Source organism: Kribbella sp. VKM Ac-2566, assembly GCF_004366005.1.
In the GTDB taxonomy this organism is placed as follows: domain Bacteria; phylum Actinomycetota; class Actinomycetes; order Propionibacteriales; family Kribbellaceae; genus Kribbella; species Kribbella pratensis.
Genome location: NZ_SODT01000001.1, coordinates 236878 through 252597, shown reverse-complemented (window position 1 = coordinate 252597; position 15720 = coordinate 236878). Strand labels below are relative to the sequence as shown.

Below are 15720 nucleotides of genomic sequence, written 5' to 3'. Positions count from 1 at the left end.
GATTCGAGGTTGGTCGTCGTACTAGTCGGTTGCCGGCTGGTGGATCTCGAGGATGAGTCGGCGGCGGCCGCCCCAGTCGCGTTTGTAGACCTTGTAGTCCGTGATGCCGGCGGCCGCGCAGAGGCGGCCGTAGCTGATCTCGTCGTGGATGAAGTGCACGCTGCTGCGGTCGTCGTCGTGCTCGGTGGTGACGATCCGGTGCTCCGGGCCCTGCCGCATCCCGTTGGCGATCTCGGCCGCGGTCGCCGGTCCCCAGACCGGGCCCTCGATGATCGCGATCCCGCCCGGCTTCAGCACCCGGGAGATCTCGCAGATCGTGGAGATCTGCTCGTCCTCCGCGAACAGCTCGTGGAACGCCGTCCACAGGCAGATCACCGCGTCGAACGAGTCCCACTTGTACGGCAGATCGGTCATCGAGCCGATCGCCCAGTCGATCGAGAGGTCCTCCTCGGCGGCCCGGGCGCGAGCGGCCTCGAGCAGGTTCGGCGAGATGTCCAGCCCGCGCACGACCTTGCCGGCGCGGCGCAGCGGCAGCGCGACCCGTCCGTACCCGCAGCACAGGTCGAGCACCGACTCGCGGCCCTCCAGCAGCTCCTCCACTGCCTTGACGATCAGCGCGTCCCGCTCGGGCGACGTACGCGCGGCCAGTCCGTCGGCACCGAGTTCGGCATACTCGGCCCGACTACGCAGTGCGGAGTTCAGCATGACCGCCAGTATTCCGCGTGCTCCGGGTCAGTTGTCCAGCAGGGCGAGCTTCCTGTAACGCCTGAGCGTTGGCCGGCACTGACCTGTTGAACGGTCTGTGTCGCGAGGGGGGATGCCCGTGGCACGACGCCGCACTCGTCCGCGTGCCGCTGTTCCTGCTAGCGCTGCTAGCGGTTCGCGGAGTACCGGCGTACCTCGCGGTGCGGACGCTGGGAGCTCGCGCGACGGCCGCGACCGCGCTGCTGCAGGCGACGTCGCTGCCGTTCATCGTGACGGCGACGCAGATCGGCGTGGCGACCGGGCTGATGACACCGGTCACCGCCGCCGCTCTGGTCTGCGCCGGGCTGCTGTCCGTGCTCGTGTTCCCGGTGGTCGCTCTCGCCCTGCTCAGGCAGCCTGCCGGCGACCGATCCGGCCGAGAAGCACAGCAGCCACCATCGAGACGATGATCGAGGTGTACGTCGCGCCGAGCCAGGTGGGGACGGGGTGGTCGTTGAAGAGGGCCTGCTGGACCTTCGTCCAGAACGGGGACCAGCCGGAGACGGTTCCGGGGTTCACCAACTGGTACGCGACGAAGCCGATCAGCCACGCGGCGGTCGGTTGCCAGCGGAACTTCGCCGTACCGGAGACGTCCCACTTCATCTTGCTGACCACGAAGAAGTCCGCGATCGCGACCGCGAACAACGGGATGAAGACCGAGCCGATCAGGTACAGGAACTGGGTGTAGTTGCCCAGGTCGATGAACAGCGCGATACCGGTGGCGATCACGCCGATCGCGACCGAGATCCAGCGGCGGTCGACGTGGCCGATCAGATTGTGTGCGGACTGCGTGGTCGAGTAGACGTTCGCGTACGCCTCGTCGACCTCGTCCACCAGCAGTACGAGCAGCGCGATCGCACCCGCGGGCAGTGTGACCAGTGCGGTGATCACGTCGTCGCTGTTGGTCTGCAGCGTTGCCACAGCGACGACACCGAGCGCGTAGTACGCGATCGCCGCCAGGCCGTAGCCGAGTGCGGACCCGGAGAACGCGGCCTTGTTGGTCCGGGAGTGCCGCGTGTAGTCAGCCGCCAATGGCGCGAACGACACGACACCGGCAGCGGCCAGGTCGACGGCCGGCCAGAAGCCGAACACACTGTCCTGCGGCAATGCGTGCGTCGGCTTGCTGAGCACCTGCACGAACAGGTACACCGACGCGAGCAGCACCAGCCAGACCATGAACTTCCGCAGGATCTTCACGCTGCCGAGCGGACGGACCGCCATCGCGGTGGCGATGATTCCGGCGAGTACGACGAACAGCCAGCGCCACCGCTCACTCGTGACCGCGACCGCGGCCTGCGAGATCACGATGATCTCCATCGTCGCCCAGCCGACGTTCTGCGCGATGTTCAGCACGGTCGGCGCGATCGAACCGCGGCGGCCGAACAGACCGCGCAGACTCGCCATCGCGGGCGCACCCGTGTGCGACCCGAACACGGCGGCACCGCCGAGCACCAACGCGCCGATGCCACAGCCGACGACCACAGCGAGCAGCCCCTGCCAGAGCGAGCCGGTGTACGCCGCCACGAGCGCACCGGTCACCGGGCCGAACAGCGAGATGCCGAAGTTGCCCCAGAGCGTGAACTGGTCGAAGAAACCGAGCGTGCGCGGCGCATCGGTGGTGAGGACGAGCGGCGCCTCGGTAGTACTGGCAGGACGAACAGCTGTGTCGGTCATGAGTGACCCCACTCCCTACGCCGGCATTACCCGGTCAGGTTCAGGCGGTCGGCGACCCAGCTGTCGCCCTCTCAGCCCGCGCATCCTCGGTGCGAGCTCCCGCATAGGTTTGTGCTGATGAGTCTAACTCGTCAGCTACTGTGCGGAAGAGCGGCCGCTCGTTCTATGAGAGCGGCCAGCTCCGGCCCGTTCGTCACGACCGGCATGTGCGCCCCGGAGTCCAGCGTGCGGGCCTCGCCGTGGCTGAGTTCCGCGAGCCGTTCGACCCATTCCGCCGTACACAGCAGGTCGTGCCGGCCGCGGACCAGAACCACCGGCGCTTGCACGTGGGGCATGACTGCGGCCAGGTCGTGGTGTCTCGACGCTTCGCCGGCGCGGGCGATCGACGGCAGCGTCGTACGGGCGTATTGCGGACTGATCCGGACCAGCTTCGGCGCATCCGGGATGGCGGAGCCGACGAGCCGGACCGCGCGGTCGACCCAACTCGAGAGCCGGATGTCGCCGGTCGGGGCGGCGAGCACGAGCGCGTGGGCCAGCTCGGGGTAGCGGATCGCCAGCTCGACGACGATCTGACAGCTCGCCGAGTGGCCGACCAGCACGGACCGCTCGCGGATCTTCCCGGCCAGCGCTACCGCGAGGGCACGAGGGTGCAGGTCCTCACGGGTGCCCGCCGGTTCGCCGTACCCGGGCAGAGTGACCACGTGGTACGGCGTGACGAGGTGTTCGACCGTCCGCGCGTACGACTCCGGGCCGAGGCCCAGGCCGGGCACGAGGACGATAGGTGCGTTCACTCCCAGGGAGCCTTGGCAGGAGCGCTCTTGACGACAGGGTTCGGTACGTCGGGCTTCAGCTCGCGGTACCCGAGGAAGAGGCCGACGGCGAGGATCAGCAGGCCGAAACCACCCCAGCCGTACGCCGTGGGCAGCCGGTGGACCGCGTCGTCGCTGGCACCGAGACCTGTGGACAACACCATGAGCAGCCAGACAAGGATCGGGATGACGGACACTGCGACGAGGAGCAGACCGGCCAGCTCGGCCGGGTCGGGCCGGCGACCGACCTTGTGGCGGGCAAGGACGTCGCGGATCCACATCACCAGCGCGGCAGTGCCGACGACCACGAGCAGCAGTTGGCCGATCGCGTCGAGCACGTCCGTGCGGAGTGGGTGATTGAGCGGCGAGCCGGGCGCCTGGGAGATCTCACGGAGGGCGACGCGCTGGACGGAGACAACCAGTAGCCCGTAGATCGCGGCGATGAACGCGGCCAGGCCGACGACCCGAGCGGCCCGCGGGTCACGCGAGTGCTCCTCGCGGCCGTACGTCGGGAGCTCATGTGGCTGCGGGCTCGCCGGAGCGCCGTACGGTGCACCGGGACGGTAGGCCGGGGGCTGGTGGTACGCCGGGTTGCCCTGCGGCGGTGGCTGCGTTCCGTAGGCCTGCGGCGGCGCATACGGGAACTGCTCGGGCGGGGTGGGCTGACCAGCGCCGTACGTGGCGCCGCCGTACGGCGTGGGTGGCGCGTAGTGATGCTCCTCGCCGGACCCCTGCTGCTCGGGCTGCTCGTCCCTGCCGTACGTCGGGAAGTCCTGTGATGACATCGCCTGCTCCCTCCCGTCGTACCCAGTTTCTCAGGTGGCCTTGATCGTCGGCCAGGCGTTCGGCAGGCAGCCGGCCAGCCCCTTGGTCTGCTGCATCATCACCGGCGCGGGGGTCTTCGGGGTCGTGCAGGTCGAGTGCCCGTGGCCGAGCGCGTGCCCGACCTCGTGGTTGACCAGGTAGCTGCGGTACAGGTCGACCTGCCCGTTGTACGCCGGGATCGCGTAGAGCCACCGCTTCGCGTTGAGCACGACGCGGTCCTCGACGCGGCAGGAGACCTCACCGCCGGTGTCGAGCGGCAGACAGAGCTTGTCGGTCAGGGTCGGCGTCGCGAGGATGATCCGGAGGTCGGCGTCGACGCTGTCCGTCCGCTCGAAACTCACCTCGTGCACCGCCTGCCAGCCGCGCGGGTCCGTCAGCGTCTTGTGGATGGCCGCCGCGACCGCGGCACCGTTCACCGACACGCCCTGCTCGATCTCCACGCGGTACGTCATCTTGTCGCGCACACCGGTCGCCTTGTTGAGCCCAGGCACCACAGCAAGCTTCCCGGTCGACACCAGGACGTTGGGCTTCGCACCCTTCGGCTTGCGCGTCAGGGTCGGTGCCGGTCGCAACGGAGTGGTGAACTTCTGCGTCGGCGTGGCAATCGGAACCGGCGTCGTCTTGGGCGTGACCGAGGTCACCGGCTCTTCCTGAGCAACCTCGTTGACCCCTGCAACCGCCTGCGCCGCCAGGCTGTTGCGGTGCGCGACGTCCGGGTGCGCCACCACCGCAGTCCCCAGCACCGCCAACGCAGTCACTACAAGCCACTGCCCCTTGTACGACTTCCGCCGACTGTGCCGCCCACTCCGCCGACGCCCAGACGTGTGTCCGCGCTGGCCGCTCCGCCGGGTGGTCATGACAGTCGACCCTACCGATACCTGCCAGAGCACGAAAGCCCGGTTTCGTTAAGCCGTCCTCGTCCGCAGGAATTTCCCGAAGTGCGGGACGGTGAAGGCGACGGTGCCGCGTTCGGCCGAGAAGACCAGGCCTTTCTTGATCAGGCCGTCGCGGGCGGGGGAGAGGGACTGGGGTTTGCGCTTGAGGGTGTTGGCGACCTCGGCGGTGGGGACGGAGCCGTCGTCGACTCCGATGCCGAGCTCGGCCATGGCGCGCATGTACTCGCGTTCCGCGGGGGTCGCGCGTTCGTAGCGGGAGCCGAGGAAGCCGACGGTCAGCTCGGCGGACGCCTCGGGTCCCGCGACGGCGACGTCCTTGATGGTGATGGGTGAGGCCGGCGCGTGGTCCCAGGTCGAGTGCGCGAACGCCTGCACGAAGTACGGGTACCCGTCCGTCTGCGCGTACAGCTCGTCCAGCGCCTCCTCGTCGTACTGCACGCCTTCGCTCTCTGCCGGCACCATCAGCGCCCGGTCGCACGCCTCCCGCGCCAACCGGTCCACACGGATGTAGCGGAACAGCCGCTCGGAGTACGACTTGCTGGCCGACAGTACGGCGGGCAGATGCGGCAGGCCCGCGCCGACGACGACCAGCGGCGCGCTCTGCTGCGAGATCTCGTGACACGCGGCGCACAGCGCGGACAGGTCGTCCGAACTGATGTCCTGCATCTCGTCGATGAACAGCCCGACCCCGACCGTCAGGTCACCCGCCAGGTCCGCGGCGTCGGTGAACAGCTCGATCAGATCCATCTCCAGGTCACCGGAGTCAGCCCGGCCCTTTGCGGCGGCCACGTCCACCGGCGGATGCCAGCGGATCCCCTTCCGGTCGTTCGCCGCCGTACGCAACGCGAAGGCCTTCAGTACGGCGCTGAACTGGTCGACCTTCTCGTCGTCGCGGTGCCGGTGCCCCAGCTCCCGCATCGCGGTGTGCAGCGCCTGCGCGATCGGCAACCGGATGCTCTGGTCCGGTCGCGCCTCGATCTTCCCGGTGCCCCACGCCCGCTTGATCGCCTGCGAGCGCAGTGTGTTCAGCAGAACCGTCTTACCCACGCCCCGGAGGCCGCTGAGCACCAAGCTCCGCTCCGGTCTGCCTGCCGCGACCCGTTCGAGCACTACCTCGAACTGCCGCACCTCGGTGTCGCGTCCGGCCAGCTCAGGCGGCCGCTGACCGGCGCCGGGCGCATAGGGATTCCGGATCGGATCCATGCTTTCACTGTATGAGGCCGTCTAGCGTTTTCCGTAGATTGACCGATCAAGGACCAGAGCGTGTCGCGACAGGTCTCTACATCTTTCTAGCGAAATCACTAGAAACCAATAGACACCACGAGCGACCTCAAGAGCACTAGGGTTCCGCCCATGGTGGAGTGGGTTCCGCAGGCTGGTGCGTTGTACGAGCGGGTGCACCAGCAGTACGTCGGCGGCGCACGCAAGCTCGAGGCGCTGATCAACGAGCTGATCGGTGAAGAGGAAGGCATCAACTACCTGACCGCCACCGCGCGGGCCAAGGATCCCGAGTCGTTCCTCGCGAAGGCGTCGAAGCCGCATCCCGACGACCCCACCAGACCCAAGTACGACGACCCGCTGAACCAGATCACCGACCTGGTCGCGGCCCGTGTCATCACGTTCCTGGTGGAGGCGGTGGACCGGGTCTGCGAGGTGATCGAGGAAGAGTTCGAGATCGTCGAGCACACCGACATGGGCGCGCACACCCGGGCGCAGGGCGTCTTCGGGTACGCCAGCAAGCACTACCTGGTCCGGCTGAACGAGCACCGCCGGGAGCTGCCGGAGTACGCCGTACTGAAGAATCTGGTGATGGAGATCCAGGTCCGGACGGCGGTCCAGCACGCGTGGGCGGAGTTCGAGCACGACATCCGGTACAAGCTGGACATCCCGCCGGACCGCAAGCCCGAGTTCGACCGGCGGTTCCTGCTGGCCGCCGCCTTGATGGAGCTCGCCGACAACGAGTTCACCGAGATCGACCGGCTGTACCGCGAGGTGGCCGCGACCGCGTCGGACAAGGCGCCGTTGGACCTCACGACGGGCACGCTGACGACGTACCTGACCCGCCGCTACCCGGACGCGCCGCACGCAAAGACCACGCACTACGCCTGGATCCTGGGCATCCTGCACCGCCTCGGCATCACCACGGAGGAGCAGCTCACCGAACTGCTCACAGATATCGACAGCGAAGCAGTGCAGGCAGCAATGACGCACCGGGCCCCGGCCGGCACAGTACGACGCCTCGACGACGACCTACTCGCCGCCAAGGGACCTGTCTACCTGGAGCTGTTCCCCGATGAGGAGCGCCGGCAAAAGATCCTCCGCGGCCGCCTCAAGGCCCTGACCCGCGCCGGGCTGGTCGAGAGCTAGCGGCAGTAATCCAGCTTGACCACGTTCCCGTCGAAGGTCCGAGCACCGGTCAGCGTCAGACCCTGCCGCGACGACAACCCCTCGAGGATCGACGGTCCATGTCCCAGCGCCACCGGGTGCACGTAGATCTCGTAGGCGTCCACCAGGTCCCGATCGGCCAGTGCGGTGACCAGCTGCGGGCTACCGATCACATAGAGGTCGCCATCGGCGGTCCTGCGGTACTCCTCGAGCGCATCGAGCTCGCGGACCACGGTCGTGTTCCAGTCCGCGGACTCGAGTGTCCGCGAGAACACCAGCTTCGGCATCTCCGTCCAGACCTTGCCGTACTCCACCAGGAACGGTGCCCCTTCGGCGGTCGGCCAGTACCCGGCCATGCCGTCGTAGGTGTTCCGCCCGTAAACGAACATCCCCGCCGTCCGGTGTACGTCGACGAAGTGCGCGTGCAACTCGTCCTTCACCTGCATCCAGTCGAGTGCGCCGCCTTCCGCCGCTACCCGGCCGTCCAGCGACGCCTGCACCGAGACCACGATCTTGTTGTTTGTCATGTCACCTGGTCGGAGCAGCACCGGGATCTTTGACAAGCGCCTCCGCGGTACTGCGAGCCCAGCGGCTCGTGGTGATCACGCCGAGGACAAGGACCAGGGCTCCGCAGCCCGCGATGATGTACCAGCAGAGCTCGGCGGCGCTGACGAAACCTGTTTCGAAGGAGCCGACCAGGCGAGCGGTGAGGACGGTGCCGGCGACAGCGACGCCCAGAGAGGCGCCGACCTGGCGGCTGGTGGAGGCGATGGCTGCGGCTACACCTGCCTGGGCCCGTGGCATGCCGGAGACGGCGGCATTGGTTATAGGTGCGTTCAGCATGCCGAAGCCGAGTCCGAAGACCAGGTAGCTGATCAGCAGATGCACGGTGGCGGTAGTAGTGGTCAGCCGGGACAGAAGCAGGCCGGACGCCGTCAGCATGGTGCCGGCCACCACTAGTGGTACCCGCGGACCTCTGTGACCGACCAGCCAACCGGACACCGGTGCGAACACCACGGTCATCGCAGCCATCGGCAGCGTGAGCAGACCGGCGTGCAGCGCGGTGAAACCACGCACCGACTGCAGATAGAGCGAGTTGAGGAACAGGAACGCCGACAGCGCCGAGAACCCGCACACCGCGATCAGCGTGGCACCGGAGAACGGTGCACTCCGGAAGAATCGTGGCTCCAGCAGCGGCTGCTCCCGACGACGTTCGTAGTACACGAGCGTCGCCAGTGCGACCACGCACACGACGAAGCATCCGATGATCAGCGGCGACCCCCACCCGGCGGACCGGCCCTCGATGATCCCGTACGTCAGACCACCCAGCAGCAGTACGACGAGCACCTGCCCGACCGGATCCATCCGCCGCGGCACGGCGGCCCGCGACTCGGGCACGAAGAACGCAGTCATCAGTACGGCGGCCACCGCGACCGGCACGTTGATCCAGAAGATGAAACGCCACCCGGCCGCGTCCACGAGCGACCCGCCGACGACCGGCCCGACCGCCATGCTCAGCCCGACCACACCGCCCCACACGCCGATCGCCTGCGCACGCTCGCGCGGATCCGTGAAGGTGTTCGTGATGATCGACATCGCCACCGGGTTCAGCATCGACCCGCCGACGGCCTGCAGCACCCGGAACGCGATCAGCAGGTCGACGCTCGTCGCGACTCCGCACAGCAACGACCCGATCCCGAAGAGCACCAGCCCGACCTGGAACGTCCGTCGCCGCCCGACGCGGTCCGCCGTCGACCCGGAGACCATCAGCAGACTGGCCAGCACCAGCGTGTAGGCGTCGATCGTCCACTGCAGCTTCGCGACGGAGGCCCCGAACTCGGACCGGATCGCCGGCAGCGCCAGGTTCACGATCGTCGAGTCCAGACCGACGATGAACAGGCTGGAGCAACAGATCGCCAGCACCAGCAGCCGCCGCCCCCGCGTCAGCTCCTCCACCCGGCTCCCTTCGTCTGTTGAAGACTTTACTACCGGGTCTGGAAACGGTTCCCGGGTGTCCGGGAAAACGGTTTGACGGACTGTCGGCGGGGCCGCCTAGGCTTGATCTGTTCGCCTGGTCAGGTGCCTTCTTTCCACCCCTCTATGCCTCCTTGTGAGACGTCATGTCTTTGCGCCTTGTCCCGTTCGCCGATCCGGGTGTGCCCGACACCCGATCCGGCCTCCGACTCATCCTCTGGCTGGAGCACCAGCAACTGCGTGGGCAGGCCCTCGCAGTGTTCTGGGGCCTCGTGTACTTCGGCGGCATCGCCGCCGCTCCGGTCGCCGTGGGTCTCGCCGTTCAGGCGGCGATCGACCTGTCCTGGCCCAAGCTGATGCTGGCCGGTGCCCTGCTGCTCGCCTTCGGCGCGGCCAAGGCCGGCGCCGACTCGTACTTCCACAAGGCCGTGGTGACCAACTGGATCAGTACGGCGTCCCGCCTGCAGCAGCTGCTGTTCCGCAAGGCCGCGGAGCTGGGCTCGCTGCTGACCCGCCGGATCGCCGCCGGCGAGGTGGTCGCCGTGAGCAGCGGCGACGTCGAGAAGATCGGCTGGTTCGTCGAGGTCCTCGGCCGGTTCGTGGCCGCGCTGCTGACCTGCTTCGCGGTCGTGATCGGCCTGCTGCTGTACGAACCGCAGCTCGGTCTGGTGGTCGCGGTCGCCGTACCGGTGCTCGCGTTCTCGATCGTCCCGCTGATGGGTCCCGCGGAGCGCCGCGCGGACGAGCAGCGGGCCAAGGGCGGCCGGGCGACCGAGCTGGCCGCCGACACCGTCGCCGGTCTGCGCGTGCTGCGCGGTATCGGCGGTGAGCAGCTGTTCCTGGAGCGGTACCGGGACGCCTCACAGGAGTACCGGAGCAGTGCGGTCCGCAGTGCCCGGATGTGGTCGCTGATCGCGGCCCTGCAGGTGCTGCTGTTCGGGCTGTTCCTGGTGCTCGTCGTCTGGATGGGTGTCCGGCTGGTGACGTCCGGCCACATCTCGGTCGGCGAGCTGGTCACGACATACGGCTTCATCACGTTCATGCTGGTGCCGCTGCAGACGTTCGAGGAGACCGCGAGCGCGTTCATCTTCTCGAAGGTGTCGGCGCGCCGGGCCGCGCGCGTGCTGTCGTTGCAGCGGACCGACGCCACCAAGGGGACCGCTGCGGCCCAGCTGCCGGAGGGCGACGTGCTCGACCCGGTCACCGGGCTGCATGTCCCGGCCGGAAGCTTCACCGCGGTCGTCTGCGGCAACCCGGATCAGGGCGGTCTGCTGGCCGACCGTCTGGGTGGCCACAGCCCGTCAGCCACGGACGAGGCGTCCGTGCTGCTCGACGGCGTCGCGCTGGACGACATCCCGCTGGAGTCGGCGCGCACCGTCGTACTCGTGCAGGACAAGGACCCGGTCCTGTTGTCCGGGACGGTGCGCGAGCTGTTCGACGTACCGGCCAGTGGTGCGGTCTCACCCGAGACAGCACTGGACGCGGCGCAGTGCGCGGACATCCTCGACGTACTGCGGCAGACGCTGCCTGCTGGTGAGTCCGACGCCATGAACGCGGTGCTGACCGAGCGCGGCAGGTCCCTGTCCGGTGGCCAGCGGCAGCGGGTGGCGTTGGCTCGCTCGCTGTACGTCGACCCGCAGGTGCTGGTGCTCGACGAGCCGACCAGTGCGGTCGACGCGCACACCGAGGCGCGGATCGCGGACGGTCTGCAGTTGCTGCGCGCCGGCCGGACCACGGTGGTGTTCACGTCCAGTCCGCTGATGTTGGACCGGGCGGAGCGCGTCGTGTTCGTGCCGGAAGGCCGCGTCGACGCGGTCGGCACGCACCACGAGCTGCTGCACACCAACGCGCGGTACCGCGCCGTTGTGACCCGTGAAGAAGAACCGACGTTCGAGGAGTTCGCGTGAAGCGCCCGGAGTACGACCCGGCAGCCCCGCAGGAGGTAGTGCGGCTCCCGGTGGCCAGTAGCGCGACCGTCCGTGCCTACATCAAGGAGCTGTTCCGCCGGCACCGGCGCCAGTTCCTGTGGCTGACGCTGGTGAACGCGGTAGCGGCGCTGAGCGGCATGGTCGGGCCGTGGCTGCTCGGCAACGTCGTACAGAAGCTCTCCGAGGGCCACACCGACGTCGACCTGCCGTACGTCGTGATCGGCTTCGTCATCGCCCTCGCGGTGCAGACGGTGTTCGTACGGCTCACGCGCCTGCGCGGAGCAGTGCTCGGCGAAGAGATGCTCGCGGATCTCCGTGAGGACTTCCTGGTCCGCGCGGTCGGACTGCCGCCGGGCGTGCTGGAGCGCGCCGGGACGGGTGATTTGCTGTCCCGGATCACCACGGACATCGACCGGCTGTCGCACGCGATGCGGGATGCCGTACCGCAGCTGACGATCGCGATCATCTGGGCGTCGCTGCTGATCGGCGCGCTGATCGTGACCGCACCGGCCCTGGCTGTGGCCGTGGTGATCGCGGCGCCGATCCTGATCATCGGCGGCCGGTGGTACTTCCGCCGTGCACCAGCGGGATACCGGTCGGAAGCGGCCGGGTACGCCGCGGTCGCGTCGGCGCTGGCCGAGACGGTCGACGCCGGCCGGACCGTCGAGTCGCACCGGCTCGGCGCCCGCCGGATCGCCGGTGGCGACACCCGGATCGGCCAGTGGGTCGCCTGGGAGCGGTACACGCTGTACCTGCGGATGATCCTGTTCCCGGTGATCAACATGACCCACACGGTCGCGTTGGCCGCCGTACTGGTCATCGGTGGCGGTTTCGCGATCCAGGGCTGGCTGACGGTCGGTGCGCTGACCACAGGTGCGCTGTACATCCAGATGCTCGTCGAGCCGGTCAACATGATGATCCGCTGGTACGACGAGTTGCAGGTGGCACAGGTGTCGTTGGCACGGCTGGTCGGCGTCCGTGAGGTGGAGACCGAGGCGACGACGAGCGAGGACGAGCCGGACGGGCGGACGGTGCTGGCCGACGACGTGCGGTTCGGGTACCTGGAGGGCCGCGACGTACTGCACGGGGTCACGTTGACGGTCGAGCCAGGTGCCCGCGTGGCGCTCGTCGGGCCGTCCGGTGCGGGCAAGTCGACGCTGGGTCGTTTGCTGGCCGGCATCTACTCGCCACGCGTCGGTGAGATCACCCTGGGTGGTGCGGCGCTGGACCGGATGTCAGCCGAGCAGGTGCGTAGTCACGTTGCCCTGGTCAACCAAGAGCACCACGTGTTCGTGGGCAGCGTGCGGGACAACCTGCGGCTGGCCAAGCAGGACGCGTCCGACGCGGACCTGTGGGCGGCACTGCGGTCGGTCGACGCCGACGGCTGGGTGGCCGGGTTCGACAACGGGCTGGACACCGAGGTGGGTTCCGGTGGGGTCTCGCTGACACCGGCGCAGGCGCAGCAGGTCGCGCTGGCACGTCTGGTGCTTGCTGACCCGCACACGCTGGTCCTGGACGAGGCGACCTCGTTGATGGACCCGCGCGCGGCCCGGCACCTGGAGCGGTCGCTGGCGACCGTGCTGGAGGGCCGGACCGTGGTGGCGATCGCGCACCGGCTGCACACCGCGCACGACGCCGACGTGATCGCGGTCGTCGAGGACGGCAAGATCGTCGAGCTGGGCGGCCACGACGAACTGGTCGATGCGCAAGGCGCGTACGCCGCGCTCTGGCACTCCTGGCACGGCGACCGATAACGCGCGGGGGTGTCCGGCGGAGCACCGTCGGACACCCCCTGGTCGTGTGAGGATGAAGGCGTGCTGCTGACGACGCTCTTCTCTCTGCCCACCACCATGGCCCTGGACGTCGACGACGACGGCCGCATGCTGGTCCTGTACGACGACACCGGCACCCGTCAGGTCAACGAGGTCGACCCGGACGGCACCTGGCGTGCACTCACCGATCTCGACGACACGTGCCGCGGCGCCCGGTTCGTTCCGGGTAGCAGCCGCGTGGTCGTCGAGCACGACACAGGCGGCGACGAGCGCGGTCAGCTGTCGCTGCTCGACCTCGACGAACCCGGTCTGCCCACACTGACCCCACTGGTCCATGACGCCGAATACATCCACCACCTCGTCGCAGCTCGGGCCGGCAGTGTTCTCTACACGACGAACCGCCGCAACGGCGTGGACTTCGACCTGGTCACCCATGACCTGGCCACCGGCCGCGAGACCGTCCTGTACGACGGCGGCGGTTGGGTGATGGGCGTCGACCCGTCGCCGGACGACAAGTGGGTCGTCCTCTCGAAGGCGAGCAGCCCGGCGAACTCGAGGCAACTGCTCCTGCTCGAGACATCGAGCCGCACCGTCACCGAGCCCACCGCGGAGGACGCGCACAACGACCAAGGGCCGGTCGCCTGGCTGCCCGACTCGTCCGCGTTCCTGGTGTCGAGCAACGCCGACCGCGACCGGATGGCGATCCGCCGGTACGACGTCAGCACCGCAGCGTGGAGCGAACTCCTGGCAGACGACGACCGCGACCTCGCCGGGTGGCCCTCACCGGACGGCGAGCACCTGTTGGTCGGCGTACTGGAGGACGGCGAGGTCGCCCTGGCGCTGCATCGGCTGGAGGACGGGTCGGCGATCGCTCCGGTCGGCCTGCCCGCCGGTGGCTGCGCGGGGCTGCAGTACGCCACCCCGGACCCGATCTGGTCGCCGGACGGCTCGTTCGCGGCGATCACCTACAACTCCCCGGTCGTCCCGCCGACCGTGTACCGGTTCGTGCCGGGCGGTGAATTGACTGCGCTACGCCCGGTGGAGGTTCCGGCTGAGCTGCAGCACCCGGAGAGCATGCGTGTTCCGTCGTTCGACGGAGAGCAGGTGCCGGTGTTCGTGTTCCGGCCGACCGGTCCGAGCCTGGGGTCCACCGTGGTCCATGTGCACGGCGGTCCAGAAGGCGCCGCGATGCGGATCTGGAGCCCGATCATCTCGGCGCTGGCCGGTGAGGGTCACACAGTCGTCGTACCGAACGTCCGCGGTTCGGCCGGCTACGGCAAGCGCTGGTACTCGCTGGACGACCGTGAGCTGCGGCTGGACTCGGTGAAGGACCTGGCCGCGATCAACGCGTGGCTGCCGACGATCGACGGCGACCCGCAGCGTGCAGCGCTCTGGGGCGGTTCGTACGGCGGGTACATGGTGCTGGCCGGTGTCGCGTTCCAGCCGGACCTGTGGGCGGCCGGCGTGGACATCGTCGGAATCGCTTCGCTGGTGACGTTCCTGGAGAACACCTCGGACTACCGCCGGGCGATGCGGGAGCGCGAGTACGGGTACCTGGCGACGGACCGGGAGTTCCTGGAGTCGGCGAGTCCGCTCAGCCGGGTCGACGACATCCGGGCGCCGCTGTTCGTCATCCACGGTGCCAACGACCCACGGGTCCCGTTGTCGGAGGCAGAGCAGATCACGGACGCTCTGACGAAGCGCGGCGTGCCGTGCCAGCTGCTGGTCTACCCGGACGAGGGCCACGGTCTGGCCAAGCTCACGAACCGCCTGGACGCGTACCCGCAGGCGTTCAGTTTCCTGCGAGACCACTTGGTATAAGGGACCCGGCGGTCGCGTCGAGCCGTACCGGCAGTCCCAGCGGTACGGCGAGGTTCAGCGCCTCATGTCCGATCGCCGCATCCTCCACCGTCGGTACGCCGAGTGGCTCGAGCCGCTCGCGGATGGTGTCGTCGAGTCCCTCGCCGCCCTTGCTGAAGTCACCGATGACCAGACCGGTCACCTGCTCGAACCACCCGGCACGCAGCAGCTGAGTGAGCAGCCGATCGGCTTGGTATGCCTCCGCGTTGACCTCTTCGAGTACGACGACACCCACCGGCGGCGCGTAGGTCGGCGTACCGATGCTTGCCGCCAGCAACGCCAGGTTGCCTCCGCGCAGCAGACCCTCGGCGACGCCGTTCACCACGGTGCGTGCCCCAGCTGGTGCGAGCAGGTCTGTGACGGTTTCTGGCTCGAACAGGAGCGCCCGCAGCCGTTCACGCCCTGCATCTGTGTCCAGCTGCTCCACAGCAGCAGCCATCGGCCCGTGCAGCGTCACGAGACCACGTGCGTTCAGCGGCTCGTGAAGCGCGGTGATGTCACTGAACCCGACGAACCACTTCGGTACGGCGACCAGCTCGTCGACGTCGACGTACTCGAGCATCCGCTGCACGCCGTACCCACCACGTGCGCAGAACACCGCGGCGTACCGCGGGTCCAGCCAGGCGTTCCGCAGGTCTTCTGCACGGGCCTTGTCGTCGGCCGCCAGGTACTTGAACCGCTCGTGCCCGGCCAGCACCGACGGCATCACGTCCACCTCGAGGCCCCAGGACCTGAGGTGGACCACTCCGGCGTCGAGCCGCGAAGCGTCCACCCGCCCCGACGGGGCCACTACAGCAACCCGGTCCCCGCTCCGCAGCCGCTGCGGCACCACCACGTCAGTCACGCCGCCGAC

14 protein-coding genes and 1 riboswitch are annotated in these 15720 nt (G+C 68.6%); of the genes, 5 read left to right on the top strand and 9 right to left on the bottom strand.

Annotation, left to right across the window (positions count from 1 at the left end; genetic code table 11):
- Positions 1-21: 21 nt before the first annotated feature.
- The gene (locus EV647_RS01230) at positions 22-705 is read right to left on the bottom strand and encodes a class I SAM-dependent methyltransferase (RefSeq protein WP_133997017.1); all 684 of its coding nucleotides are present in this window, start codon (positions 703-705) and stop codon (positions 22-24) included.
- A gap of 68 nt (positions 706-773) precedes the next feature.
- Between EV647_RS01230 and EV647_RS01225 the strand changes: the two genes are divergently transcribed.
- A complete protein-coding gene (locus EV647_RS01225; RefSeq protein ID WP_238176958.1) occupies positions 774-1154 on the top strand; it encodes a hypothetical protein in 381 nt (126 codons plus the stop codon).
- On the opposite strand, the gene EV647_RS01220 is transcribed toward EV647_RS01225, so the two are convergent.
- From EV647_RS01220 to EV647_RS01200, 5 genes are all read right to left on the bottom strand, one after another.
- Positions 1093-2418 carry a cytosine permease gene (locus EV647_RS01220; RefSeq protein ID WP_133997014.1) on the bottom strand — a complete coding sequence of 442 codons (1326 nt, stop codon included), beginning with the start codon at positions 2416-2418 and terminating at the stop codon, positions 1093-1095. The two genes, EV647_RS01225 and EV647_RS01220, sit on opposite strands and share 62 nt — an antisense overlap.
- A riboswitch (TPP riboswitch) is annotated at positions 2414-2531 on the bottom strand. It overlaps the preceding gene by 5 nt.
- An 18-nt stretch (positions 2532-2549) precedes the next feature.
- Positions 2550-3209, bottom strand: coding sequence for an alpha/beta fold hydrolase (locus EV647_RS01215; protein WP_133997011.1), 660 nt, complete (start codon positions 3207-3209; stop codon positions 2550-2552).
- Positions 3206-4012: a hypothetical protein gene (locus EV647_RS01210; RefSeq protein WP_133997009.1), complete on the bottom strand. Its 807-nt coding sequence runs from the start codon at positions 4010-4012 to the stop codon at positions 3206-3208. Before EV647_RS01210 ends, EV647_RS01215 begins: the two co-directional genes overlap by 4 nt.
- Positions 4013-4042: 30 nt before the next feature.
- Complete coding sequence (locus EV647_RS01205) at positions 4043-4909, bottom strand: DUF3152 domain-containing protein (protein ID WP_133997006.1); 867 nt, start codon at positions 4907-4909, stop codon at positions 4043-4045.
- Between the two features lie 48 nt (positions 4910-4957).
- Positions 4958-6151: an ATP-binding protein gene (locus EV647_RS01200; protein WP_133997003.1), complete on the bottom strand. Its 1194-nt coding sequence runs from the start codon at positions 6149-6151 to the stop codon at positions 4958-4960.
- Positions 6152-6301: 150 nt separating this feature from the next.
- Between EV647_RS01200 and EV647_RS01195 the strand changes: the two genes are divergently transcribed.
- Positions 6302-7315 (top strand): GTP pyrophosphokinase family protein, encoded by a 1014-nt coding sequence (locus tag EV647_RS01195; RefSeq protein WP_133997000.1) that lies wholly within the window; start codon positions 6302-6304, stop codon positions 7313-7315.
- Here EV647_RS01195 and EV647_RS01190 read toward each other — a convergent pair.
- Both EV647_RS01190 and EV647_RS01185 read right to left on the bottom strand, forming a co-directional pair.
- A complete protein-coding gene (locus EV647_RS01190) occupies positions 7312-7860 on the bottom strand; it encodes a dihydrofolate reductase family protein (protein WP_133996997.1) in 549 nt (182 codons plus the stop codon). The genes EV647_RS01195 and EV647_RS01190 overlap by 4 nt on opposite strands.
- 1 nt (position 7861) lies before the next feature.
- The gene (locus EV647_RS01185; RefSeq protein ID WP_133996994.1) at positions 7862-9289 is read right to left on the bottom strand and encodes an MFS transporter; all 1428 of its coding nucleotides are present in this window, start codon (positions 9287-9289) and stop codon (positions 7862-7864) included.
- Positions 9290-9453: 164 nt separating this feature from the next.
- On the opposite strand from EV647_RS01185, the gene EV647_RS01180 reads away from it, so the two are divergent.
- The 3 genes from EV647_RS01180 to EV647_RS01170 are packed head-to-tail and all read left to right on the top strand — an operon-like array spanning position 9454 to position 14828.
- Positions 9454-11214, top strand: coding sequence for an ABC transporter ATP-binding protein (locus EV647_RS01180; protein WP_133996991.1), 1761 nt, complete (start codon positions 9454-9456; stop codon positions 11212-11214).
- Positions 11211-12989 carry an ABC transporter ATP-binding protein gene (locus tag EV647_RS01175; RefSeq protein WP_133996988.1) on the top strand — a complete coding sequence of 593 codons (1779 nt, stop codon included), beginning with the start codon at positions 11211-11213 and terminating at the stop codon, positions 12987-12989. Before EV647_RS01180 ends, EV647_RS01175 begins: the two co-directional genes overlap by 4 nt.
- A 60-nt stretch (positions 12990-13049) precedes the next feature.
- Positions 13050-14828: an alpha/beta fold hydrolase gene (locus EV647_RS01170; protein WP_238176957.1), complete on the top strand. Its 1779-nt coding sequence runs from the start codon at positions 13050-13052 to the stop codon at positions 14826-14828.
- Here EV647_RS01170 and EV647_RS01165 read toward each other — a convergent pair.
- The gene (locus EV647_RS01165; RefSeq protein WP_133996985.1) at positions 14800-15711 is read right to left on the bottom strand and encodes an LD-carboxypeptidase; all 912 of its coding nucleotides are present in this window, start codon (positions 15709-15711) and stop codon (positions 14800-14802) included. The genes EV647_RS01170 and EV647_RS01165 overlap by 29 nt on opposite strands.
- Between the last annotated feature and the right edge of the window lie 9 nt (positions 15712-15720).